15 protein-coding genes are annotated in these 24,584 nt (G+C 33.7%); 8 read left to right on the top strand and 7 right to left on the bottom strand.

The window, feature by feature from the left end; translation table 11 throughout:
* Positions 1–51 precede the first annotated feature (51 nt).
* Together LNP81_RS13140 and LNP81_RS13135 are read left to right on the top strand one after the other, a co-directional pair.
* On the top strand, positions 52–2,361 hold the full coding sequence (locus tag LNP81_RS13140; protein ID WP_230036483.1) for a DNA topoisomerase 3: 2,310 nt from the start codon (positions 52–54) through the stop codon (positions 2,359–2,361).
* A 312-nt stretch (positions 2,362–2,673) separates the two neighbouring features.
* Positions 2,674–3,150 carry a DUF6265 family protein gene (locus LNP81_RS13135; RefSeq protein ID WP_230036482.1) on the top strand — a complete coding sequence of 159 codons (477 nt, stop codon included), beginning with the start codon at positions 2,674–2,676 and terminating at the stop codon, positions 3,148–3,150.
* Between the two features lie 738 nt (positions 3,151–3,888).
* Here the strand turns inward: LNP81_RS13135 and LNP81_RS13130 are convergent.
* Positions 3,889–5,049: an MFS transporter gene (locus LNP81_RS13130; protein WP_230036480.1), complete on the bottom strand. Its 1,161-nt coding sequence runs from the start codon at positions 5,047–5,049 to the stop codon at positions 3,889–3,891.
* A 259-nt stretch (positions 5,050–5,308) separates the two neighbouring features.
* On the opposite strand from LNP81_RS13130, the gene LNP81_RS13125 reads away from it, so the two are divergent.
* From LNP81_RS13125 to LNP81_RS13105, 5 genes are all read left to right on the top strand, one after another.
* Positions 5,309–7,630: a TonB-dependent receptor gene (locus LNP81_RS13125; protein WP_230036478.1), complete on the top strand. Its 2,322-nt coding sequence runs from the start codon at positions 5,309–5,311 to the stop codon at positions 7,628–7,630.
* A 154-nt stretch (positions 7,631–7,784) separates the two neighbouring features.
* On the top strand, positions 7,785–8,510 hold the full coding sequence (locus LNP81_RS13120; RefSeq protein WP_230036476.1) for a hypothetical protein: 726 nt from the start codon (positions 7,785–7,787) through the stop codon (positions 8,508–8,510).
* A gap of 270 nt (positions 8,511–8,780) precedes the next feature.
* Complete coding sequence (locus tag LNP81_RS13115; RefSeq protein WP_230036474.1) at positions 8,781–11,087, top strand: TonB-dependent siderophore receptor; 2,307 nt, start codon at positions 8,781–8,783, stop codon at positions 11,085–11,087.
* Positions 11,088–11,298: 211 nt separating this feature from the next.
* The gene (locus tag LNP81_RS13110) at positions 11,299–11,664 is read left to right on the top strand and encodes an HIT family protein (protein ID WP_230036472.1); all 366 of its coding nucleotides are present in this window, start codon (positions 11,299–11,301) and stop codon (positions 11,662–11,664) included.
* Between the two features lie 142 nt (positions 11,665–11,806).
* Entirely contained in the window at positions 11,807–13,123 is a 1,317-nt protein-coding gene (locus LNP81_RS13105) for an APC family permease (RefSeq protein ID WP_230036470.1), read from the top strand.
* Positions 13,124–13,271: 148 nt separating this feature from the next.
* Here LNP81_RS13105 and LNP81_RS13100 read toward each other — a convergent pair whose 3' ends face one another.
* The 3 genes from LNP81_RS13100 to LNP81_RS13090 all read right to left on the bottom strand — a co-directional run bounded on the left by LNP81_RS13100 (position 13,272) and on the right by LNP81_RS13090 (position 19,452).
* The gene (locus tag LNP81_RS13100; RefSeq protein ID WP_230036468.1) at positions 13,272–15,611 is read right to left on the bottom strand and encodes a hypothetical protein; all 2,340 of its coding nucleotides are present in this window, start codon (positions 15,609–15,611) and stop codon (positions 13,272–13,274) included.
* Positions 15,571–16,461: a hypothetical protein gene (locus tag LNP81_RS13095; RefSeq protein WP_230036466.1), complete on the bottom strand. Its 891-nt coding sequence runs from the start codon at positions 16,459–16,461 to the stop codon at positions 15,571–15,573. Before LNP81_RS13095 ends, LNP81_RS13100 begins: the two co-directional genes overlap by 41 nt.
* Before the next feature lie 354 nt (positions 16,462–16,815).
* The gene (locus LNP81_RS13090) at positions 16,816–19,452 is read right to left on the bottom strand and encodes a valine--tRNA ligase (protein ID WP_230036464.1); all 2,637 of its coding nucleotides are present in this window, start codon (positions 19,450–19,452) and stop codon (positions 16,816–16,818) included.
* A 266-nt stretch (positions 19,453–19,718) separates the two neighbouring features.
* Here LNP81_RS13090 and LNP81_RS13085 point away from each other — a divergent pair, with 266 nt between their 5' ends.
* Positions 19,719–20,099 (top strand): DUF1573 domain-containing protein, encoded by a 381-nt coding sequence (locus LNP81_RS13085; RefSeq protein WP_065448298.1) that lies wholly within the window; start codon positions 19,719–19,721, stop codon positions 20,097–20,099.
* A gap of 478 nt (positions 20,100–20,577) precedes the next feature.
* Here LNP81_RS13085 and LNP81_RS13080 read toward each other — a convergent pair whose 3' ends face one another.
* The 3 genes from LNP81_RS13080 to LNP81_RS13070 all read right to left on the bottom strand — a co-directional run bounded on the left by LNP81_RS13080 (position 20,578) and on the right by LNP81_RS13070 (position 24,553).
* Positions 20,578–21,060: a hypothetical protein gene (locus tag LNP81_RS13080; protein WP_230036462.1), complete on the bottom strand. Its 483-nt coding sequence runs from the start codon at positions 21,058–21,060 to the stop codon at positions 20,578–20,580.
* A gap of 381 nt (positions 21,061–21,441) precedes the next feature.
* A complete protein-coding gene (locus LNP81_RS13075) occupies positions 21,442–23,613 on the bottom strand; it encodes an OmpA family protein (protein ID WP_230036460.1) in 2,172 nt (723 codons plus the stop codon).
* 10 nt (positions 23,614–23,623) lie between these two features.
* A complete protein-coding gene (locus LNP81_RS13070; protein WP_230036458.1) occupies positions 23,624–24,553 on the bottom strand; it encodes a PorP/SprF family type IX secretion system membrane protein in 930 nt (309 codons plus the stop codon).
* Between the last annotated feature and the right edge of the window lie 31 nt (positions 24,554–24,584).

The raw sequence follows: 24,584 nt of genomic DNA, 5'->3' as shown, positions 1-24,584 counted from the left end.
ATACCAAATTCTAAATCCCTAATTTCGCTTTTTAAACAACGAAGGAGAAAAATGAAGGTATGTATTGCTGAAAAACCAAGTGTAGCACGTGAAATCGCATCCGTTTTGGGAGCCAATACCAAGCACGATGGATATTTTGAAGGAAACGGTTATGCCGTGACTTACACTTTTGGGCATTTATGTACTTTAAAAGAACCCAACGATTATAAACCACACTGGAAAAGCTGGGATTTGAATAACTTACCCATGCTTCCGGAGAAATTCGAAACCAAAGTCGTTGAGAATTCAGGAATCCAAAAACAGTTTAAAATTGTAAAAAGCTTGTTCGACAAAGCCGAATTGGTCATCAATTGCGGGGATGCCGGGCAGGAAGGAGAACTGATTCAGCGTTGGGTTATGAACGAAGCCAATTACAAAGGCGAAGTACAACGTTTATGGATTTCGTCCTTAACAACCGAAGCGATAAAAGAAGGTTTCGAAAACTTAAAACCTTCTGAAAACTACGATAATTTATTCTACGCAGGATTCTCCAGAGCCATTGGCGACTGGTTATTGGGTATGAATGCCACACGTTTATATACCGTAAAACATGGCGGATACAAACAGGTATTGTCTATTGGCCGCGTGCAAACGCCAACATTGGCAATGGTTGTGGATCGTTGGAAAGAAATCGAAAACTTTAAACCTCAACCCTATTGGGAATTACAGACTTTATACAGAGAAACTCTTTTTAGCTATGAAGAAGGCCGTTTCCTGAAAAAGGAAGATGGAGAACTTTTGGCGAATAAAGTCAAAGAAAGTGAATTCGAAATTGTTTCGGTCGATAAAAAGAACGGAAACGAATATGCACCAAAACTATTTGACTTAACAGGTTTACAGGTGTATTGTAATACCAAATTTGGATTTTCGGCAGATGAAACGCTTAAAATTGTACAGACTTTGTACGAGCAAAAAGTAGTGACGTATCCCAGAGTTGACACCACCTTTTTACCCAATGATATATACCCAAAAGTACCGGGAATCCTGCAAAAATTATCCAAATACGCCGAATTAACGCAACCGCTTTTAGGAAAAAAAATAAAAAAATCGCCTAAGGTTTTCAACGATAAAAAAGTTACGGATCACCACGCGATTATTCCAACCGGAATAGAAAGCAATTTGCAATTCAATCAGCAGCAAGTTTACGATATTATTACAAGACGTTTTATTGCTGTTTTTTATGATGATTGTCTGGTTGCCAACACCACAGTAATTGGAAAAGCTGCCGAAGTTATGTTTAAGACCACCGGAAAAGTGATCTTAAAAAAAGGGTTTCGTGTTGTTTTTGAAGATCCAAATGCAAAAGAAAAAGAAGCTGATTTATTACCCAATTTTGTTGTCGGCGAAAAAGGTCCGCACGAACCATCGTTTTTAGAAAAAGAAACCAAACCACCCAATCAGTTTACAGAGGCAACTTTACTACGTGCGATGGAAACCGCAGGAAAACAAGTCGATGACGAAGATTTACGAGAACTGATGAAAGAAAACGGTATTGGCCGTCCGTCTACGCGTGCGAATATTATCGAAACACTCTTTAAACGTCAGTATATTGTTCGAAATAAAAAACAGGTTTTACCAACTCCTACCGGGATTCAGCTTATAGATACGATTAAGAATGAATTGATCAAATCGGCTGAACTTACAGGTTCCTGGGAGAAACAACTGAAAGATATCGAAAAAGGAACTTATACCGCCGGAGCATTCATAAAAAACATGAAGCGAATGGTCGAGGCTTTGGTTACCGAAGTTCGAAGTGAAACCCGACACGCCAATATTTCGCATGCAACTGCAACTCAAAAAGAAATCGTGAAAGTCGAGAAAAAGAAAGCCGCAGGAATTTTGGCAGAAACGTGTCCGAAATGCCAGAAAGCCACTTTAATAAAAGGAAAATCAGCTTACGGATGTGGAAATTATAAAGCTGGTTGCGATTTTCTATTGCCAAATGTTTTTGCAGAGAAAAAAATATCCGAAAATCAATATCTAAGATTGGTTCAGAAAGGATCAACTGTAAACATAAAAGGTTTTAAAACCGATGAAGGAACGGTTGAAGGTTTGATACGTTTTGAAGAAAATTACAAACTCAAATTAGAAGTCAAAAAAACAGCTCCAAAAGCAAAACCAGCAGCAACAGCTGATTCTGATGCCTTGACTTGCCCAAAATGCAAAAAAGGAACGATCATGAAAGGAAAAACCGCTTATGGTTGTGGCGATTATAAATTGGGTTGTGATTTTAAAGTGACTTTTGATGATGTCAGAGCGAAACTAAAAGATCAAAAACCGACTAAAGAACTGGTTTATGCTATTTTAGGCGAAAGTGTTTAATTTTTTTTAGCCACAGATTAAATTAAAATGATTTTTTACAAAGTTTTCTAACCACAAATTACACAAATTAGCGCGAATTTTTTGTTTCACGCAGATTTTGGCTGATTTAATTTTGATTTAGATTAAAAAATCTGTGAGAATCTGCTTAAATCTTTTTTAAATCTGCGTGAAACAAAAATCATTTTAATCCTCCAATCCAAGACAAAATTTTCCATTTAGCATTTGAATAATAATTCGTGCTAATTTGTGAAATTACTGGCAACCATTTTTTTAATATCTTAGCTTTTCAATTTAACATCAAAAACCATAAATATGTTTCAGAAAATTACTCTTTTAATGCTTTTATTAGCCGTTGTTTCTTGCCAGAAAAAAGAATCTGTAGAAAAGGATAAAATCAAAATAGCAGATTGGCTTATCGGAAACTGGGAAAATAAATCTCCTGATGGTACTTTAACCGAAAACTGGACCAAACTTAACGACAGTACTTTTAGTGGATCATCTTATTTTATTAAAGGAAAAGATACTTTACATTTCGAAAGTATTGTCTTAGCTCAAAAAGGAGAATCTTTAACTTATTTTGCAACTGTAAAAGGTCAAAATGATGATAAATCTGTTGCGTTCCCATCAACTGCGGAATCTGATAAACAATTGGTTTTCGAAAATCCAAAACACGATTATCCTCAAAAAATCACTTATACAAAAGGTGCTGATAATACTATCACTGCTGAAGCTACTGGAAAATTACAAGGAAAATTGACTACGGAGCGTTTTATTATGATGAAGAAATAACATCTCTCCTTTTTTTAGCGTTTATAATTATAATCGATTTTTTTTAGACTGGACTAAAGTCCAGCTCTACAATATTGGCCGAACCTATGGTTCTTTTTTTGGATTATCTTATAATTTCTTAGAAGGAATTATATTAAAGCTACGTCTTAATTAGACTTATAAAAAGCTTCTTATTTTAAAATTCCTTGAGAATGAATTATATAAGCTACATCTTGATTATACTATAAAAAGCTTCTTATTACTATTATTCACCTGAACGCTGGTATTTAAAGAACCTTAGGTTCGATTCATTTTGTAGAGCTGGACTTCAGTCCAGTTTAAAATAAAAAAATATTCACGTAGTCTTCGAAAATCCTAAAAATGGGCTGAAAGCCCAAAATCATAAGCGTATTGCGCAGTGCTATGAGCTAAAGCAAAGCGACTATTGCCCTGAAAGGGCAAAAGCAAACAGACCTCTAGATTCGTAGAACAGATAACATTCGTAGAAAATATTATTAGTGTTTTCTTTAGAATTAGGCTTTTGCCCTTACAGGGCAAAACGATAGTCACTTTTCATCATAGTGCTTCGCACTATGCTATTGCTAAGGCTCTTTCAGAGCAAAATTTTAGAATACTTATCGCAACTTAAGCCAGTCAAAAAAACAAACTTTAGCGCCTTAATTACAAAATCTTTCAAAAAAACCTAGTGTCTTCGAGCCTTCGTGGCAAAAAAATTAGCGCTTTCGCGGCAAATCCTCGTTACTCATTCTCTCCAATCTTATTCACCATAAAAATCATCAATATCCCCAAAAGTGCCATTACTAAAAACGCCCATTTCATACTTAAGTATTCAGAGATAAACCCCACCATTGGCGGCACCAATAAAAACCCAAGATAACCAATTGTAGATATAGAGGTTAAAGCAGAACCGCTGCTTAATTTTGATGATCTTCCTGCAATACCAAATACTAACGGAACTACGCAGGAAACCCCAACTCCTATTAATACATAACCGAAAATTGTTGGATAAACAAAAGGCAACAGAAAGCAAGTTAAAAAACCTAAAGTGATCAAAATACCGCTATAAAGCAGGATTCGTTTGGTACCAAATTTCATTACACCATAATCTCCAAACAAACGTCCTAGAGTTACCGCTGTGGCAAAAAACACAAATGCAGCACTCGTTAGGTTTGGAGAAGCATGCAGTATATTTTCAAAATAAATTCCACTCCAATCATACATTGTATTTTCGCAAGCCATAGAGACAAAGCATATTATAGCAAATTTGATCAGGTTTTTTTCCGGCATCGAAAAGAATTTCTTTTTAACCGGTACAGGCTCATTATGAATACTTAGCGGATAAAAACAAGCCGTAAGTCCCATCATCAAAATACTTACACCTAATAAGTGATGCGATGGCGCAATATGTCTGGATACCATTACATAACCCAAACCTGCTCCCGAAAAAACCGCAATACTCCAAACGGCATGAAAACGGGTTATAATCGATTGCGGATATAATTTTTGAACCTCGAGCGATTGTGCATTAATAGATAAATTAAAAATATTACGGGAAGCTCCAAAAATTAAAAGTATAATCACCAACTGCCACACAAAACCAGCCAAACCGGGTAAAGCAAGAACAATATTAAACATCACTGCTCCTAACAACATGACATAACGGCTGCTGTATTTATTTAATAATCTTCCTGTAAAAGGCATTGTTAGCATTAAACCAATTGGAAAAGCAAATAAAACAGTTCCAAATTCAGCTTCGGATAAATTTAACTGTGCTTTTATATGCGGAATTCTGGAAACCCAGGAAGAATATCCAAATCCGGAAAGGAAAAAAAATACAGTATTAGCTATTCTAAATCCTCTGGGCGTGTTTTGTATTTTTTTTAAGAAAGGTAAAATCATGAAGCATTTTTTCAGACTGCAAAATTAAGTCTTTTGAAGTGTAACTTCTATCCTTTTCAGATTTTTTAATAAAAGTGAGAAATTTAAGTCAATTGCTTCTCTTTCTTCATGTTTACTATAAAATGTTTATCTAAATATAACAAAAAGGGCATTAAATCATTCTTTATAAAATTTGTTAAAGAAATATTAATTTCTACATTTGCACTGTTTTTATTCATTCTAAATAAAAACAACAACCTTAACCAAATTTAATTTTAAAATGAAATATACTACTCTGAAAACCTATCGTTTTCTATTCACAATCAGCTTACTATTCTCGGTTTTTTGTTCATTTGCACAACAAAATTTCGGAAAAATAAAAGGTACAATAACAACTTCTGAAGGCGACGCGGCTGCCGGTGTAAATATTATTCTAAAAAGCTCCAAATACGTTACAACTACCAATGATGACGGGACTTTTGAACTAAACAGAGTAAGAGCGAATACTTATACGCTACAAATATCTCTAACGGGTTACGAAACTACTGAACAGGAAGTTATTGTAGCAGAAAGTGAAACCTCAACCATTAATCTTCAACTGAAAGTTTCTAATAAGGAATTACACGAAGTTGTGGTAAATGGAAAGAAAAGCATCTTATCTAAAAAAACAGATTACGTCGCAAGAATGCCGCTAAAAAATCTGGAAAATCCGCAGGTTTACAGCGTGATTCAGAAAGAACTTTTGCAGGAACAAATTGCTGTTGACATTAGGAGCGCAGTTGTAAATGCACCTGGTGTAACCACAAAAATTTATCCATCAGGCGGACTTGAAATTTCTTTCAGAGGATTTAGTACAGGTGTTAATGCCCGAAACGGAATGGAAAACATGACAGGCCGAAGCTCTATTTCTATTGATAATGCAGAACGTATCGAAGTGCTAAAAGGACCATCAGGAACTTTATTCGGATCTTCTGTTTCGTCTTTTGGAGGGGTTGTAAATTTAGTTACCAAAAAACCTTTTGAAGGTAAAAAAACAGAAGTATCTTATACTGGAGGAAGTTTTGGATTGAACAGACTTGCGCTTGATATTAATACTCCGTTAACACAGGATAATAAAGTATTGTTTCGATTAAACACATCAGTAAATACTGAAAAAAGTTTCTTAGACTATGGTTTTAATAAAACATTGCTGATTGCGCCAAGTATTATTTATAAAGCAACAGATAAACTAACCTTAAGTATTGATACTGAAGTCTACAATGTAAACAACACACGCCCTACTTACGGACGTTCTTATGCTCCGGGAATTACAAACCCAACAGATTTAAAGATAGACTACAGAAAAAGTTTATTTCACGATGATCTTGATGCCAAAACCTCATCGTCAAAAGTTTTTGTTCAGGCAGAATATCAATTGGCAGAAAACTGGAAATCTACCACACTTTACTCTTTTATAGACGAAAATGTAGATCGCAGTTATCAGTATTATACCTTATGGAGTTCGCCAACAGAAGTACAAAGAAGTGTATCCCGTTTTGGACCAATATCCAATCAGTTTACCAATATACAAGAAAACATTAATGGCCAGTTTTCTACCGGAAGCATCAAACATAAATTATTGTTAGGTGTAAATTACAGATTTTCAAAAGGTACTTTTAATTATGGTGCAACACCGGTTCTGGACACTATTGATGTAACAAAACCTTTTGCGCCTATTCGAAAAAAACAAGTTGACGCTGCTTTGTCTCAACTTACATGGCCAGTTCCGGACGAGCAAATATTTAGTGTTTATGCCTCAGATGTGATCAGTTTTACAGATCGTTTATCGGCCATGTTAAGTCTTCGTCTGGACAACTTCGTTCAGAAAAAACTTGTAGATGTCGAAGGATATAACCAAACTGCTTTATCGCCAAAATTAGGTTTGGTTTATGAAGTGGTTAAAGATCAGGTTTCTTTATTTGGAAATTACATGAATGGTTTTCAAAATTCAGGTCCGGTAAATCAGCCAGACGGAAGCTTGTTAATCTTAAAACCAGTTTATGCCAACCAATATGAGGGAGGTGTAAAAGTAGAAGCATTCAATAAAAAATTAAGCACTACATTAAGTTATTACAACATTACTATCGATAATGCGACAAGAACAACTCCTGACGGATTTAGTATTCAGGATGGTAAACAAGTCAGTAAAGGTCTGGATTTCGAATTTATTGCTAATCCTGTCGAAGGTTTAAACACTATGATTGGTTATGCTTATAATGATAATCGTATCATAAAATCTTCAGATGAAACTATCGAAGGAAACAAAGCCAGTAGTGCCCCGGAGAATGTGGTTAACTTTTGGCTTTCTTATAAATTTCAAAACAAACTAAAAGATTTAGGTGTTGGTTTTGGAGGTAACTATGTAGACAAACAATATAAATTTGAAGATGAAAGCTTCTACGTTCCTTCTTATTCTGTTTATAATGCAACTGTATTTTATGACAGACCAACATGGAGAATTGGTGTTAAATTTAATAACATCAGCAACAAAGAATATTGGGACTCATATGGAATGGCACAAACTCCATCAAACATATTAGTAAATTTAACCTTGAAATTTTAAAATACTTTTTATCAAAAGCATCTCTAATCCGGAGGTGCTTTTTGGTTGGTATTATTCCAAAAAAATCTTTTTTTTAAGTTTTATTTTTAATTATTCTAAATAAGACTTAAGTTTGTGAAAAATATTAATACTAATAAAATTTAAACTTCATCTTATGAAATCTAAAACTTTAAAAACAATAACATTTTTACTTTTAATGTTAGTTGCAAGTCCACAATTATTTGCTCACGCACTTTGGATCGAAACTAAAGCGACTGGTACAAAAGGAAAAGCACAGGAAATTTCAGTTTATTTTGGAGAATTTTCAGATAATGACATTACAAAAGCAGACAAATGGTTTTCGGATCTAAAAGATTTTACTTTAGTATTGGTTTCACCTTCAAAAAAAGAAACGAAACTTACTTCTAAAGCTTTAGATAATAAATACCAGGCATTTTTTACTCCGGATGAAGATGGAGTTTATACTATCGTGATGCACCACAAAGTAAAAGATGTTTACGGAACTATGGTTTTAGATTATAACTCAAGTGCAACGGTTACAGTAGGAAATGCTGCAAAAGGAAACGAAGCTATTGCAAACACAAACGTGATTAGTTTATTTTCTAAAGATGCTACAACTGCAAAACAAAAAACAAAAGTGAATGTAAATGCTTTGTACGAAGCTAAGGTTGCCAAAGAGCAAAAAATGAAAGTAATAGCTCCAAATGGCTGGGAAAAAGAATTATGGAGTAATGAAAACGGAGAAATTTCATTTACACCAATCTGGCCAGGAAATTACATGGTAGAATTTGCTTATACAGAAAAAGCTGCCGGAGAACATAACGGTAAAAAATACGACGAAATCTGGAAAATGGCTACATATTTAATTACTGTAAAATAGTTCATTTATGTCAACTTATTATACTATTACAAACCTTGTTCTTTTAAGCAAGGTTTTTTTTATGCTGATAATCATTACAACAGAAATATTCAGACTGAAATATGCACTTTATTTATATATAATTAAATTCAACAAAGCAAAATCTTAAGCGAATCTTAAGACAAAACTAATCAAGTTTTAAGTAAGAAAATCTATCAATATATTTTGTTAAAACATCTAACTGCACTTATATTTGCAAAAACTTATCTTTATTCAATCTAAATAAATACCATGAGATATAATTTATTACTCGTTTTATCTTTTATAAGCATTGCTACTTATAGTCAGGACTATGCAAAGGCAGAAAGTACCTCAACAGCAAATGATACTGTAAAAAATAAAAAAGGAGAAATTCTTAATGAAGTTTTAATTACAGCAAATAAACCTAAAAAACCAATCGAAGCTGCACGTTCAGGAATTAAAGTAATGGATTTGCCACAAAGTGTTCAAATCATTGGCAGCGAAATAATACAGGAACAACAAGCTATCAGATTAAGCGAAGTGGTAAAAAACCTTAACGGAGTTTATGTAGGATCTGCTCGTGGTGGTGCACAGGAATCATTCTTTTCGAGAGGATATGATATGTCTGCCAATAATATGTTTAAAAATGGTTTTCGTTATAATGCCGGATCAATACCGGAAGTTTCATCTTTAGAAAAAGTAGAATTCTTAAAAGGAGGTTCAGCTTTATTATACGGAAATGTGGCACCTGGCGGAATTATGAATTTGGTTACCAAAACACCAAAGTTTACACAAGGCGGTGAACTATCTATGCAAATAGGGAGTTACTCTTTCTATAAACCATCTATAGACTTTTACGGACCATTAAACAAATCTATAGCTTACAGAATTACAGCTTCATACGAAAACTCAGAAAGCTTTAGGGATTTCGTTAAAAACGAACGTATTTATATCAATCCGTCATTCTTATTTCATCTTTCTGATAAAACACAAATTACAGTACAAGGAGATTATTTAAGTGCCGACTGGACTCCGGATTTTGGTACAGGAATCTACGGAAAAACAATTCTGGACTTACCTCGTAATGACTTTTTCGGGTCACTTTGGTCAACAGCAAATACTAAATCTGCCAGTGCTTCGATGTTGTTTAATCATGATTTTAATAAAAACTGGAAATTAAATTTTAATTCTTCTTACCAATCGTACCGCAGAACCCAGACTTCTACAGCACAATTAAGTACAATTGATGCCAACGGAAACTGGAAACGTGGATTAACAAAAGCTGATGGTGCAGAACAAATATTTGGTGATCAATTAAGTTTACAAGGAACTTTTAATACCGGTAGCATCAAACACCAGTTATTTACGGGAGTTGACTACGAAAATTCTCTGGCTCCAAGTTATACTTTTGGATTCTATGATCCGGCAAAACCCGCAGACCTTTTAACAACAGAAGCTACAGCGATAAACTTATATACTTACGATTACAGTACGCAAAGTAATGTTATTCCTTACCCTACAAGAACTACTCAATTAACAAGTACAGAAACACAACGTTTTGGAGCTTATTTTCAAGATTTAGTTTCGATCAATCAATATGTAAAAGTTTTAGCAGGATTACGTTGGTCCTGGCAACAAGGCGAAGCTACAACTACAAAAGAAGTAATCGAGAAGAAGAACAATGTAAATGTTATTACAACTGCTTACGAAAATGCGCTTCCGGTTACCGGAGCCAAAACCTTAAACAGAGCTTTTTCGCCTAAAGCGGGATTAGTAATTCAGCCAACGACCGATTTATCGCTTTTTGCAAGTTATTCGAACTCTTTTACACCAAATACCGGAACAACAGTAGATTCAAAACCATTGGATCCTTCGATTATTGACCAATATGAAGTGGGTATTAAAAAAGATTTCTGGAAAGGTCTTTTAAGTACAAACGTTACTGTTTATCAAATATCAAATAACAATCTGGCACAAACTGCGCAATTTTTAGCAGATGGTGTAACACAAAATGCGAACAGCAATTTCAAAGAATTAGTAGGTGCTACAAAAGGAAAAGGTGTCGAAATAGATATAACTGCAAATCCTGTTGAAGGATTAAATATTTTGGCAGGTTACAGTTTTAATGAAACTAAAGTATCGAAATCATCTGGAACAAACGGAAGTCTTGTAGTAGGTGATGTATTAGCAAGAACTCCTAAAAACACAGCCAATTTGAGCTTTTTCTACAAACTGCCAGCTGGTTTATTAAAAGGATTAACTTTTGGAGCGATTGCAAACTATGTTGGAGATCGTACCGGAGGCTGGAATGATGATTATTTATGGACAGAGGTTAAACCAACGCCTGCTAATCCTAAGCCAGATCCTGCGTATACTATAACAATCAGAGACCGAGATATTCCATTGAAAGGTTATACTACTGTTGATGCTTCTTTAGGTTACGAATGGAGAAAATTCACGATTTTATGCCGACTATCAAACATCACAAATGAATTGAATTATACTGTTCACGAAAATTATAGTGTAAACCCAATTGCACCTCGTCAGGTGATGACAAGCTTAAGATATAAGTTCTAAAATTTTTGAATTAGATTTTAGTTTCCAAAGCTTCTTCTGTATTTCATTTTTTGAAAAACAGAAGAAGCTTTGGTTTTTAAAATAAAAAAGTATTTTTGCAAGAGAACATAAATTGTAAAAAAAGTTTTACTAATAAAATACATTAGAAAATATGCCTAGTCCGGTTTCAGAATGTTTGTATTGTCAGAACAATGACAAATTGCAGGAGTTAATGATCAAAATTGAAGATTTAAAAGTCTCTCAGCTTTTCCTTTTTAAAGAACAATCCTATACAGGACGCTGCAATGTTGTTTATAATAATCATGCTGTTGAGTTTTATGAGTTAAGTGATGAACAGCGTAATTTATTTATGGAGGATGTCGCCACTGTTGCCAAAGCAATTGCAAAGGCTTTCAATCCAACCAAAATTAATTATGGGGCTTATAGTGATACTTTATCCCATTTACACTTTCACATAGTTCCAAAATATAAAGAGGGTTACGGATTTGGAGGTATTTTTGAAATGAATCCTCAAAAAACATATTTATCCGATACAGAATACGAATCTGTTATTGAAAAAATAAAAGCAAATTTATAATAGCAGCAAAATCCAAAGCACTTCAAAGAATTATAAGCCTCATTTAGCCATAAATGAGGCTTTTTGTTTCGACCAAAAAGTCTCTAATTGTATTACTTTTGCCATACGAGTGCTTCTCGCCCATCAAAATAAAATTCTACTTATGTCAGATTCCACGAAAAACCAATTACAAAAAACACTAGGCTTAAGTTTTAATATCGCCGTACTAATTGGAGGAACCATAGGAGTTGGAATTTTAAGAACTCCAGGCACGATTGCAGCATTATTAGACAATTACTGGCTTATTATAGCGTCGTGGCTCTTTGGCGGATTGTTTGTGCTTATTGGTGCTACTTCCTACGCAGAACTTGCTACAATGCTTCCTAAAGCCGGAGGATCTTATAATTATATCAAAAGGGCTTTTGGCAATTATGCCGGATTTCTTTCGGGTTGGTTTGATTATATTACCAATGCTATTCCGCCTGCTTTTTACTGTATTGTAATCAGTGAATATATTATAATTTTATTTCCCAGCCTGCGAAATTACGCTACCGAAATGGCTATTTCATTATTGATTGCTTTTGTCTTCTTGCACTTAAGCGGAGTAAAAAATGGAAGTGTAATTCAGCAAATTACCAGTCTATTAAAGGTGATTTGTTTTTTTGCTTTGGTTGTCGCTTGTTTTATGTATTCAGGCGTTAAGCTGGCTCCTATTCCAAAAGACAATACTGTAGTCCAGATTGGTTTATTATTTGGATTTTTTAAATCACTTCAGCTTATTATCGGAACATATAACGGCTGGAATGGCGTTTGCTTTTTTGCCGAAGAGAATGACGATCCGAGCAAGAATATTCCGAAATCATTATACAGCGGTGTTTTGCTTGTAATGGTTATTTATGTTTTAATAAATGTCGCCTTTTTATATATCATGCCCGTTGAAAATGTAGCCAAATCGAATCTGGCTGCTGCCGATGTAGCAAACATTATTTTTGGAAAAAACGGCGCTATAATAGTTACCGTTATTTCTATTTTTTCGTTGATCAGTATCCTGAATGCTTTTATGATGATTCCGCCAAGAATCCTCTACGGATTAAGTCGCGACGGTTTTTTTATCGAAAAAGGAACAACAGTTAATAAAGGCGGAACTCCAATTGTGGCCCTTTTGGTTTCTTCTGTATTTAGTTTATTTTTAATATGTATTGGTTCATTCGAAGTCTTGTTTTCATTTGCGGCCTTTACCTCTATTATCGTTTGGGGATTGGCGTATTGTTCTTTGATAAAATTAAGAAAATCCGAACCAGATTTGCCAAGGCCATATCGCTCGATCTGGTATCCCTGGACAACGATTATCGCCATTGCTGCTTCGCTGGCTTTGTTAATTGGTTTTGTTTACAGCGATCCTAAAAGCTTTATCATTATTGTTGCCATTACGGCAATTTCTTATCCATTGTTTTTGGTTTTAAATCGAAAGAAAAAGTAATGATTAGAAAAAAAATACTAATTTAAAGCAGCCACTAATTCACGAATAATTCTTCAATATGTGGTATAATAATTCGTGAATTCGTGGCGTAGCATCTTTTATATAAAAAAACCTAACAGGTTTTTGAAACCTGTTAGGTTTGTCTTAATTATCTCCTCGCTTTAAAATATTCTTCAAAAGCATTACAACTGGATGTTAGCCTGTCATAATCATCAGCATATTTCGAATTTAAATCCTGATAGTATTTATTTTTTTTGAAAAGAAAATCACCATAATTCTTAATCCGGTTATTATAGTCGTTGGGATATTGATGAACTAATTTGTTTTGCTCGCACTTACCCATCATAGTCAGACATAAAGCTTTGAATTTATCTGTTTTAGCATTCTTAAAAGCTAAACTGTAATATTTCTTAGCCAGATTACATTCATAAAACTCATTATTATCTTCTACAGGGTAATCTCTTTCTTCTGTGCCTGCTCCGTATCCGTAACGCCGCATTTCCCAAATGCTTCCGTAAGATGTCATATTGTAGTAGCAATTTGCGATCAAAAAGTTATAGTAATCTTTATTTTTCTCTTCTGGATTTGATGCAATTTTTAAATAAGAAATTAACTTTTGGGTTACTGTATATTTATTAAATCTTAATATTTTTTTTTGCAACACAAATTCCGGTGTGTATTTTAAAACAAAAAATGGGTCTTTTAACCTGTAATCGCAATTTTCTCTTTCCCACATGCAATCAGAATAATTAATTTCACGATCTGATCGGTATTCATTTTTACTAAAATAAGATAAAGCCTCCTCTAATTTATTCTGACGAATGTATTTGACACCTATTAAATCTTCCAGTTCTTTTGTTTCATTTTTAACAGTGCTGTGCTTCCATACCGAGAATTTATCAATAGCGTCAGCTTTTGTTGATTCCGAGATTAATTTCTGCACTTCTTCAGGCGAATAAAAAACATTTATATAATCAAAATAATCACTGTAATAATCGGTGTAGTAACCAATTTTTCCTTTAGAACTTTTCCAATACGCGTAATTGCTAGAATCATAGCCGTTATCTGCTCTTTCGTTTAACTTAGAGTATAAAAAAGCAGCATCAATTCTGTTTCCTTTATATTCAAGCTCTCTGCCTATTGCAAATAAAAATTTCTTATGATTTGTATTATTAATCAACACCTGTTTTACATCATTCTCAATAATTGCTTTTCCTGCTTGCTGATTTGCTGTCAATGCAAGTGCTTTTATAATTTTAATCTGATTGAAATAAAGTGAATCTTTTTTAGGAATGCTTTTCTCTAATTTTGAAATCTGTTGTAAACAGTTCTGATTATCCTTTGTTATAAATGCTAAATAAGCTTTACTCATTTTCCATAAAGCGGGATCATGTGTTTTTTTTAAATTTACATTATTAACAAATTCTAATAATTGTCCTGCATACTTTCGGTCTTTTTCTACACGTTTGAAGATTTCCTTTACCGAAATTTTTTCAATTTCATCATAAGAGGTCAAAGAAGGATTAAAAAGAGAATAATAAGGCGTAAAAACCCAGTCTTCTACTTTATTAATTTCTCTTAATAATAAAAAGGACAATCCATCCATTCTTGGATTGTATTTATAAATCTGCTTTAAATAATGAAGTGATTGATCTGTTGTTTTTATCCCTGCAAGTAAATATACATTTGCTTTTTCCTGATTTGTTTTTGCATATTGCAAAACCAGGTTTATTGGTACTTTATTATTAAATGCACCTGCAACCATAAAACGCTTATCTGGCGCATTTGCAAAAACCTGCGCAGCATAAAAATTAGATAATGCATTATTTGTTTCTGCAAAAACCCTGAAATATAAACTCCAGTATTTTAAAATATCATCCTTTTTCTGAGAAGCAAAAACGTTATCATACAATGTTCTTATTTTTTCTTTATCATCATTATAATAGGATAAACGTATCGCTAAAAAAGTATATCGCTGCTTTAACTCTCTATTGGTTACTGTATTCGACAGCAAAATGGCTTCCTCTATAAGCTTTGTTCGTTTTGCTACCTTGGTTATTTTATTTCGTTCCCACGAATCATCGTAAAACCCATTAAAAACCTCACAGCTTTTAGCAAATTTTAAATAATTTATAGCTTCTACATCTTTAATTTTATAAAGATAACACAGCATTTCATTCGTACTTTTATCTGTAATATCTTCTAAATTGAATTCAAACAAAACTGTTCTAATAGCTTCTACACTCACTTTTTGTTTACAGTACTGAAGCCATAGATTTTCATTAGCGTCAATTTTAATTCCCTCGCCTGACGGATCTTGATTAATGCTAAATGAATAAGTAGAATAATTAAAATCTGAATACGAATCGTATTTAAAATTTAACGGATTAAAGAATGAAAACCGTACATCCTCTCTATAAGGATAAAATCCGCAGGCAAAAATTGCGTTACTTACTAAAAGTAGTATAAAAGCCAGAAAGTTCTTCATTGCTGTATTTGCTTAATTGTTCTTCATCTAAATGAAATAATGTTATGGTTGTTTCAGGATCAAAAACAACATTTTTTTTGATAACCTCAATGGCTTTATTGATCTTTTCTGTAGATAGATTTTCATATTTTATTTTATCTCCTATCCTTAAATAAAAATCATCTACAACCTGATCTTTTGTTACTTCATACCACATTGGTTTTATCTCTTTTAATGATTTTAAAATCTCTTTATCGTTGTTGTAAATCACTTTCGAGAATTTATTATTCTGATAAACCTGCATCCAGGAATAAGTAGGTAACGCAATATCTAAATGCACAGGATATTTTCTTTTTTTATTAAGATAGAGACCTAATTCATTTACATCTAATATTGAATTTTTTGAATGATCTCCAAGCGGATTTATTAAATTATAACACATTAATGTTGCTTTGTCTACGGGAGGAATTCCCATTTTTTCAGGGTATTTATAAGGGTATAATCGCAATGTACAACTGATCTCTTTTTTAGAAATTTGTTTTAACTTCTTTAAAAAATAAAAATAATTATCCTTTGTTGATAATGTCCAGTCGCAGTCCATCTGAAATTCGGTCACAGGATTTGCCCTGCCAAAATTATCTTTGACATATTTATTTATCAGGAAGTTGATATTGTCTGCCAGAGTATCCATTCTTTTTTTGTTGGTGTTTTTAAAAACTTCATTTTTAATATATACGGTAGGAACAATGGTTAGTGTTGCTTCACCAAAATATCTTAATGATGTTTTTGATATCGGAAAATCACCAAAATTTTCGTCATGATCGACTTCAAAAAACTTGACATACAATGTATTCACATGCAAATTTTCCATCGTAGCCCTTTCTTTTTCAGACAATTGCGAATTGTTACTTTTCCAGTAATAAAAAGACTTTTCTACCTTCTCTATTTTATTGGAACATCCCAAAAAAAGACAAAAAACAAATACGCAGAACACCAATTTTTTCATTATAATCTCAGTTTTATTTTTAACGTAAAATCGTACTAAAATTATATCATTTTAAGATATGAAAATCAAAAAATAAGACATTTTTTTATAAAAAAATCAGAGAATTTATTGTAAAACAAAACCCGACAAATTTTAAAAATTTATCGGGTTTTTATCTTAATACCTAACAGGTTTTGAAACCTGTTAGGATCATACTTATTATTTAATCTGGCTTATTTCTTATTTCAAACCAGCAATACTCTGCTCGATTGTAGCAATCTTCGCCAAAGCATCTGCTTCTTTTTGTCTTTCGTTAGCCAAAACTTTTTCCGGTGCTCCGCCAACGAATTTCTCGTTTGATAATTTCGCCTGAACCGATTTTAAGAAACCTTGTGTGTAAACCAACTCTGCAGTTAGTTTTGCAATTTCAGCTTCAACATCAATATTTCCTCCTGAAATCGGAATAAAATATTCATTTGATTTTACACGGAAAGATAACGCTCCATCCACTTTAGCAGAAACATATTCGAAAGCAGAAATGTTTCCTAATTTCGTTACGATGGTATCAAAATAAGTCGAAAGATTCTCGCTATTAATTCCTTTTAATTCGATAGTATCTTTAAACGGAATATTTTTATCTTTTCTGATTGTTCTAATTCCAGAAATTACCTCGATTGTACTTTCAAAATCAGCAATCAAACCTGCATTAAAAGGTTTTAATTCTGGCCATGTTGAAACAATTAAAGCTTCTTCCGGAGTTCTATCAGCAATTAAATGCCAAATTTCCTCTGTTAAGAACGGCATGAAAGGGTGTAACAATTTCAAGTTACTTTCTAACATTTCGATTGCTTTATCAAACGTAGCTTTATCAATTGGCTGTTGATACGCCGGTTTGATCATCTCTAAAAACCAAGAACAGAAATCATCCCAAACCAATTTATAAATGGCCATTAATGAATCTGAAATTCTGTATTTTTCGAAATTATCTTCAATATCTACTAAAGTTTGCTGCAACTTCGCTTCGTACCATTCGATCGCTACTTTTGATGATTCCGGTTGCGGGATTGTTTCAGAAACTTCCCAACCTTTAACTAATTTAAAGGCATTCCAAATCTTGTTTGTGAATGATTTTCCTTGTAGGCATAACTCTTCATCAAACATAATATCGTTTCCTGCAGAAGCGCTCAAAAGCAATCCTACACGAACACCATCGGCACCAAATTTTTCGATCAAATCTAAAGGATCAGGAGAATTCCCTAATGATTTAGACATTTTACGACGTTGTTTATCACGCACCAAACCTGTTAAATATACATTCGTAAATGGTTTTTCGCCTGCATATTCATAACCTGCAATAATCATTCTCGCAACCCAGAAAAACAAAATATCCGGACCTGTAACCAAGTCGTTTGTTGGATAATAATATTTATAATCTGCACTTTCCGGATCCATGATTCCGCCAAAAACTGACATTGGCCATAACCATGAAGAAAACCATGTGTCAAGGGCATCAACATCTTGTCTTAAGTCAGATGTTGTAAGTGAGTTGTTAGAAGTTCTTTCCTTTGCTAAAACTAAAGCATCTTCAATATTTTCTGCAACTACAAAATCTTCTTTTCCGTCTCCGTAATAATACGCCGGAATTTGTTGTCCCCACCATAACTGGCGAGAGATATTCCAATCACGAATATTGTTTAACCAATGCGCGTAAGTATTCTCGAAACGTTTTGGATGTAATTTAATATCTCCTGTTTCTAAAACTGACTTAATTGCAGGTTTTACTAAATCTTCCATTTTCAAGAACCATTGGTCTGATAATCTTGGTTCGATTACCGCTTTGGTTCTTTCAGATGTTCCTACTTTATTCAAATGGATTTCGGTTTTTGCCAAAGCGCCAATTTCTTCCAGTTCTTTTGCAATTTCAGTACGAACCACAAAACGATCTTTTCCCTGATAATGCAATCCGAAGCTGTTTAATGTTGCATCTTCATTAAAAATATCAACGATTTCAAGATTGTGTTTTTCACCTAACGTTTTATCGTTCATGTCGTGCGCCGGAGTCACTTTCAAACATCCGGTTCCAAATTCTACATCTACATATTCATCTTCGATAATTGGAATCACTCTTCCACAAATAGGAACAATCGCTTTTTTCCCTTTTAAATGTGTAAAACGTTCGTCATTTGGGTTGATACAAATAGCAGTATCGCCAAAGATAGTCTCAGGACGTGTTGTTGCAATAGTCAAGAAATCTTCAGATCCTTCTATTTTATATTTCAGGAAAAATAATTTTCCTTGTTGTTCTTCATAAATTACTTCTTCGTCAGACAAAGTAGTTTTAGCTTCAGGATCCCAGTTTACCATACGGTAACCTCTGTAGATCAATCCTTTGTTGTATAAATCTACAAACGATTTTATTACAGATGCCGACATATCAGGATCCATAGTAAATTTGGTACGTTCCCAGTCGCATGAAGCACCTAGTTTTTTAAGCTGATCAAGAATTACTCCACCATATTTATCTGTCCATTCCCAGGCATGTGCTAAAAATTCTTCGCGGGTCAAATCATTTTTATTGATTCCTTCTGCTTTTAGTTTTGCTACAACTTTTGCCTCAGTAGCAATAGATGCGTGATCCGTTCCCGGAACCCAACAAGCATTGAAACCTTTAAGACGGGCTCTACGAATTAAAACATCCTGAATTGTATTATTTAACATATGTCCCATATGCAAGACACCAGTGACGTTTGGAGGCGGAATTACAATAGTATACGGCGTTCTATGATCTGGTTCTGAATGAAAATAGTTGTTTTTCATCCAGTAATCATACCATTTGTTCTCAATCGTCTTAGCGTCAAATTGTGCTGGAATTGTCATTTAAATAGGTTTGTTTAATCGTTAATTTGTTTAATTGCTGAATCGTTTTATTGCTTAACTGTTTTTGCTTTGCGAATCCCGCTTGCAGACCATCAATTGATTAAACGAATTAACGATTAAACAATTAAACAAAAAAGTGGTTCAATTTTTGTAATTATAACTGACAGCAAAAGTAAATAATTAAGTACACTATAAAAAGAGAATTAATAATTTGTGTGTTAATTAAAAGAATGTATATTTACTTACAACTTAAAAACAATTTCAAAATGAAAAATGTAGCCTCTTTTATTGCAGTCGTATTGTTTAGCGCAATAGGTTATGCACAAAATGGCCCAAAAATTGAATTTGCAGCCCAAGACAACACGATTGATTACGGAAAAATTTCGAAAAGCGACAACGGACTCCGCTCTTTTGAATTTACAAACACCGGCGATGCACCACTATTAATTACCGGCGCAGAATCTACTGTAAGTTCTATCGTTGTGACAAAACCCGCAGCAGCAGTTATGCCTGGCAAAAAAGGTAAAATTGATGTGAAATACAACATGGTTTCAGGTCCAATTCGTAAAACAATTACCGTTGAAACTAATGCTGTAAACTACCCTGATGGTAGAGTTGCCCTTAAAATCAAGGGAGAAGTTCTATAAAAAAATAAAAATCCAAAAATAGTAAAAGCCGTTTCTTAATAAGGAACGGCTTTTTTTATGCACTTCTATAACCATACTTTGGGCGAGACACCATCACGCCAAGAGGGCAAAAATTCTTTGCGCTTATACGCCCTCTTAGCGCGATGCTGTCAGGCTATCCGCGTTACAAGGTAACGTTCTCCTATCCCTCTCGCGAGCGAACGGACGTAGTAAGTCTCAGTTTTCAGCTTTCAGTCACGATCGCAGTTTTCCTCATTTTTGTCATCCCGAGGAACGAGGGATCTCCGCAAGAAGCTCTACAAAGATTGGCGATTTTGCAGGATGAGTTACTTGCGGAGATCCCTCGTTCGGGATGACAAGATTGTGGTTATTCAGACCTGTTTATATTACTTTCAAATAATAAAAAAATCCGCCTAAATCCGTGTTTTTGCGAAGCAAATCCGTGTCATTCGCGTACCATTACAAAGATTGTATATTTTTATTTTTCAGAACACTCAACACTGTCAAATTTATATTTTACGCGATCAAAATCAATTGGTTTATCTTTTACTAAATAAGTAACTCCCATCGTGGTTTGCATTGTTCCGTTACCTAAAATAAGTTGTTTGTCTTTCTTTAAAAACGCCATCGGATTTTTGAATGTTCTATCTTTACTTGTTACCTCTTTAAAAGTATAATCTACAAATAAAGTATCACCACGAAATTCTCCCTTGATTTCTCCGCTTTTTTCTGGTGCATTTGCCACCTTCATCACCATATCACCGCCAATTTTTCCGTTTTTAAGCGTGTTCAATTTTAGATGAATTGTGTCCTTTTCATATACTGCTTTATAGCATTCTGAACTTACTGTTTTTTCGGCTTCGGCCTGAGCAGCTTCGGCTTCTTTTTGTTTTTCATCATTTTTACAGCTTTGAAATCCAATGCAAGACAAAAGCAAACAAGATATCGCTAGTTTTTTCATAAATCAAATCTTTAGGTTAATGTTATTTTATAAAGTTAAATAAAAAAGAAGCCAAAAAAAAGGCTTCCCAATTAAAATTAAAAAAACTAACAGTTTTTAATCCCGAGGCTTCTGGCGATGTATTAAGTTAAGGAGAAATCTATAAAATCATTTAACAGTTTAATCAAATAAGCAATTAGAAAAATCCGTTGTCATCAGCGTTTTCGCTTTAGCGAATCAGTAAAATCAGCGTCTAATATTGACGCGGATAAAACAGATTTACTTCGTAAAAACGCGGATAAAAACGGATTTTATTTGTAATAATTTTATTTTCTAAAAGCTTAACTTAATGACATTACACTTCGGGCATTGTTAGGTTAACTTACTCTACGTAAATAAATTCTATAAATTCTTAATCACAAATTCAGATCTTCTGTTCAATTCGTGTTCTTCTTCAGAACAAGCATCGTCTGTTTTGCATTTGATTATAGGTACCGATTCTCCGTAACCTTTTGCCTGAACTCTTTTGGCATTAATCCCTGATTCTATGATAAAATCTCTTGTTGAATTGGCTCGTTTTTGAGATAAATTTTCATTGAACTTTTCATTTCCTCTTGAATCTGTATGAGATCCTATCTCGATAACCATGTCCGGATATTTCTTCATTAAAGCTACAACACGACTCAAAATAACTTTAGATTCTTTACGGATGTACCACAAATTATAGTCAAAATAAATAGGATCTGTTTTGATAATCAGCCTGTCTTTGTCTTTTACAACATCTTTTTCATCAATCAAAATCTGTTTTATTTTTTCCTTTTTCTTGATTTCCGTTGCTGCAATTTCCTCCGCTTTCTCTTTCTTCTTAATTTCTGCCGCTACAATTTGATCTGCTTTTGCTTTTTTCTGTGCTTCTTTTAAAGCAATAACTGCCAAAGCTTCTCTTTCTTTTTTACGGGCTGATTCGATTTCTTCTTCTTTCTTTTTCGTTTCGGCAATTTGCTGTTCTTCGAGTTTTATCGCTTCCAGAGATTTTAATGCCATCGAAGCGTCATGGCTTGCCTCTCTTGTTTTTCCGGAAGATAATGATCGTGATTCGCTGGTATATTTTTCTTTTGAAGCCAAAACCGTAAACGAACTTTCGCACGCCACCGTAAAACTGAATTTTCCGTCTGCTGCTGTAATAATCGTATTCAAAATCTTTTTATCAGAATCCTGCAAAATTACAATGGCATTTTCTAAAACCAGCTGGGTATCAATATCTGTAATGGTTCCGGCAATATACTGCTTGCAATCTTCTACAATTAGCTCTTTTGTTTCTTTAAACCAATAAATATCATCGCTTCCCTTACCGCCTTCTCTATTCGATGCAAAAAAACCTTCTTTGGTATTTGAATCTATAGTAAAGGAGAAATCATCCAGATTGGAGTTTAATGGCAAACCAACATTTACAGGTTTAGAATATTCGTTTCCGTTAATTTCTGAAACAAAAACGTCAAGAGATCCGTATCCTAAATGTCCGTCTGATGAAAAATAAAGTTTATTGTCTGATGAAACAAAAGGAAATTGCTCTCTTTTTTCAGTATTAATAACGGGTCCTAAATTTTTAGGCGTATCAAATGCTCCTTTATTAATGTTTACCGAATAAATATCAAAAGATCCTAATGTTCCCGGCATATCCGAAGCAAAATACAATACTTTTTCATCGGCACTCAACGCAGGATGTTCTACGGAATAATTGGGACTATTAAACGGAAGTGACGTTATGTTCTTCCATTTTCCATCGACCAGTTCCGCTTTAAAAATCTGAAGGTTCGAGATTTTTTTATCGTCGGTTTTTTTGCTTCCTTTTTTAGAATTATTTCTTGTAAAGTAAATTGTCTTGCCATCTTTTGTAAAAACAGCATTCGATTCATGCATTCCGGTTTTTAATTCTTTAGCAAAATAATGCGTGACAGAATCGGCCGAATTGATATTTTTTAGTGGAATTTCGACCAAATTCAAATAGGTTTCATTGTCCCATTTGAACTTTTTATCAAACAATCCCGGTTTTAATTTTACTCCGGCAAAAACTAGATTATCATTGTATTTTACCGCGCCAAATTCAGAATTTGGTGTATTTACTGCCAAGTTTTTAATCTCGAATCTTTTTCCAATTGCGGTAACATTTTCTAAGGTTTTGATCTCTTTTTCAAAATTGGCAATAGCATCTGCATTGTCAGATTTCGCATAATATTCTTTTAATGCAACATTAGCATCATCATTACTATTGCTCGCTTTTAAGGTTTGAGCGTATCTGAAATAATAATTTCGATCTAAATTATTACTGTAATTTTGAATTAGAAGTCTGTAATAACGTTGTGCTTTTATTAAATCATTGGTATAAAAATAAGAATCGGCCAAGTTTTTAATTACTTCCTGTGATGGTTTTTCCTGAGCTAATTTTTCATAGAGCACAATTGCTTCGCTGTAATAGGTTTTAGCAAAAAATCGTTTGGCTCTTGCCAATTCCAGATCCTGAGCGTTTATAAACTGTATTGAAAATACGAATACAATAACGAGTAGTTTTTTCATATTTTTCATTTTAGAAGAATCTTGGTGATTTATCATATCCTTTTCCTAATAAATCCAAATCAAACAGCAACATAATTTCGTGTGTACCGGAATTAAACTGTCCCATATTCGAAAGTGTATGATCATAAGCATAACCTACTCTAAGCGAAGGCGTAACATTAATATTCATTAAAGCACTCACGGCATCATTTACTCTGTAAGCCGCTCCAAGTTCAAATTTATTATTATACAAAACATTGGCAGTCAAGTCTACAGAAACTGGTGCTCCGGGAACAAACTTCGACATAAATGCCGGTTTTAGTTTGACCATATCATTGATCTGAAAAACATATCCTGCAGTTAAAAAAGTATGAATGGCCTCTGATCCGTAGGCATTAATTCCCGACTTTTCTTCGATATGTTTAGAACTCAGTAAATTTGGTGCTGATAAACCCACATAGAAATTATCTCTAAAATAATACGCTCCTACTCCAATGTTAGGTCTGGTGACATTTATATTTTCGGCGAAAGCCAAATCTGTTTGTGTATCAGTAAATTTGAATCCGTTAAAATTGGTTTGTAGTGAAGTAAAACCTGCTTTTAATCCTAACGAAAGTTTATTTTTTCCTCCAAGATTCAGGACATAAGCAAAATCAGCATAGAAGTTATTTTCTTTTTTCGCACCATCACCAATATCATCAGAAACTAACGAAAGACCCACTTCGACTTTATCTGTAACAGCAGTATGACCAAAAAAGGTAAATGTTTTTGGCGCTCCTACGGCTCCAACCCATTGTGTTCTGTATAATCCTCCAAGATTTAACATGGCAGGAACTCCTGTAGCATACGCAGGATTTACTACACTCATATTGTACATATAATGTGTGTATTCCGGATCTTGCTGGGCTGAGGCTGATGTTATGTAAAAGAGAAAAAGTATAAAAAGTGGTATTTTTTTCATTTGAAAATTATATTAAATAATATAAAAAGGA

This window comes from Flavobacterium piscisymbiosum (genome assembly GCF_020905295.1).
GTDB classification, from domain to species: Bacteria; Bacteroidota; Bacteroidia; order Flavobacteriales; family Flavobacteriaceae; genus Flavobacterium; species Flavobacterium piscisymbiosum.
Note: the sequence above shows the minus strand (reverse complement) of the source record. Positions and strands in the feature narration are given on the sequence as shown.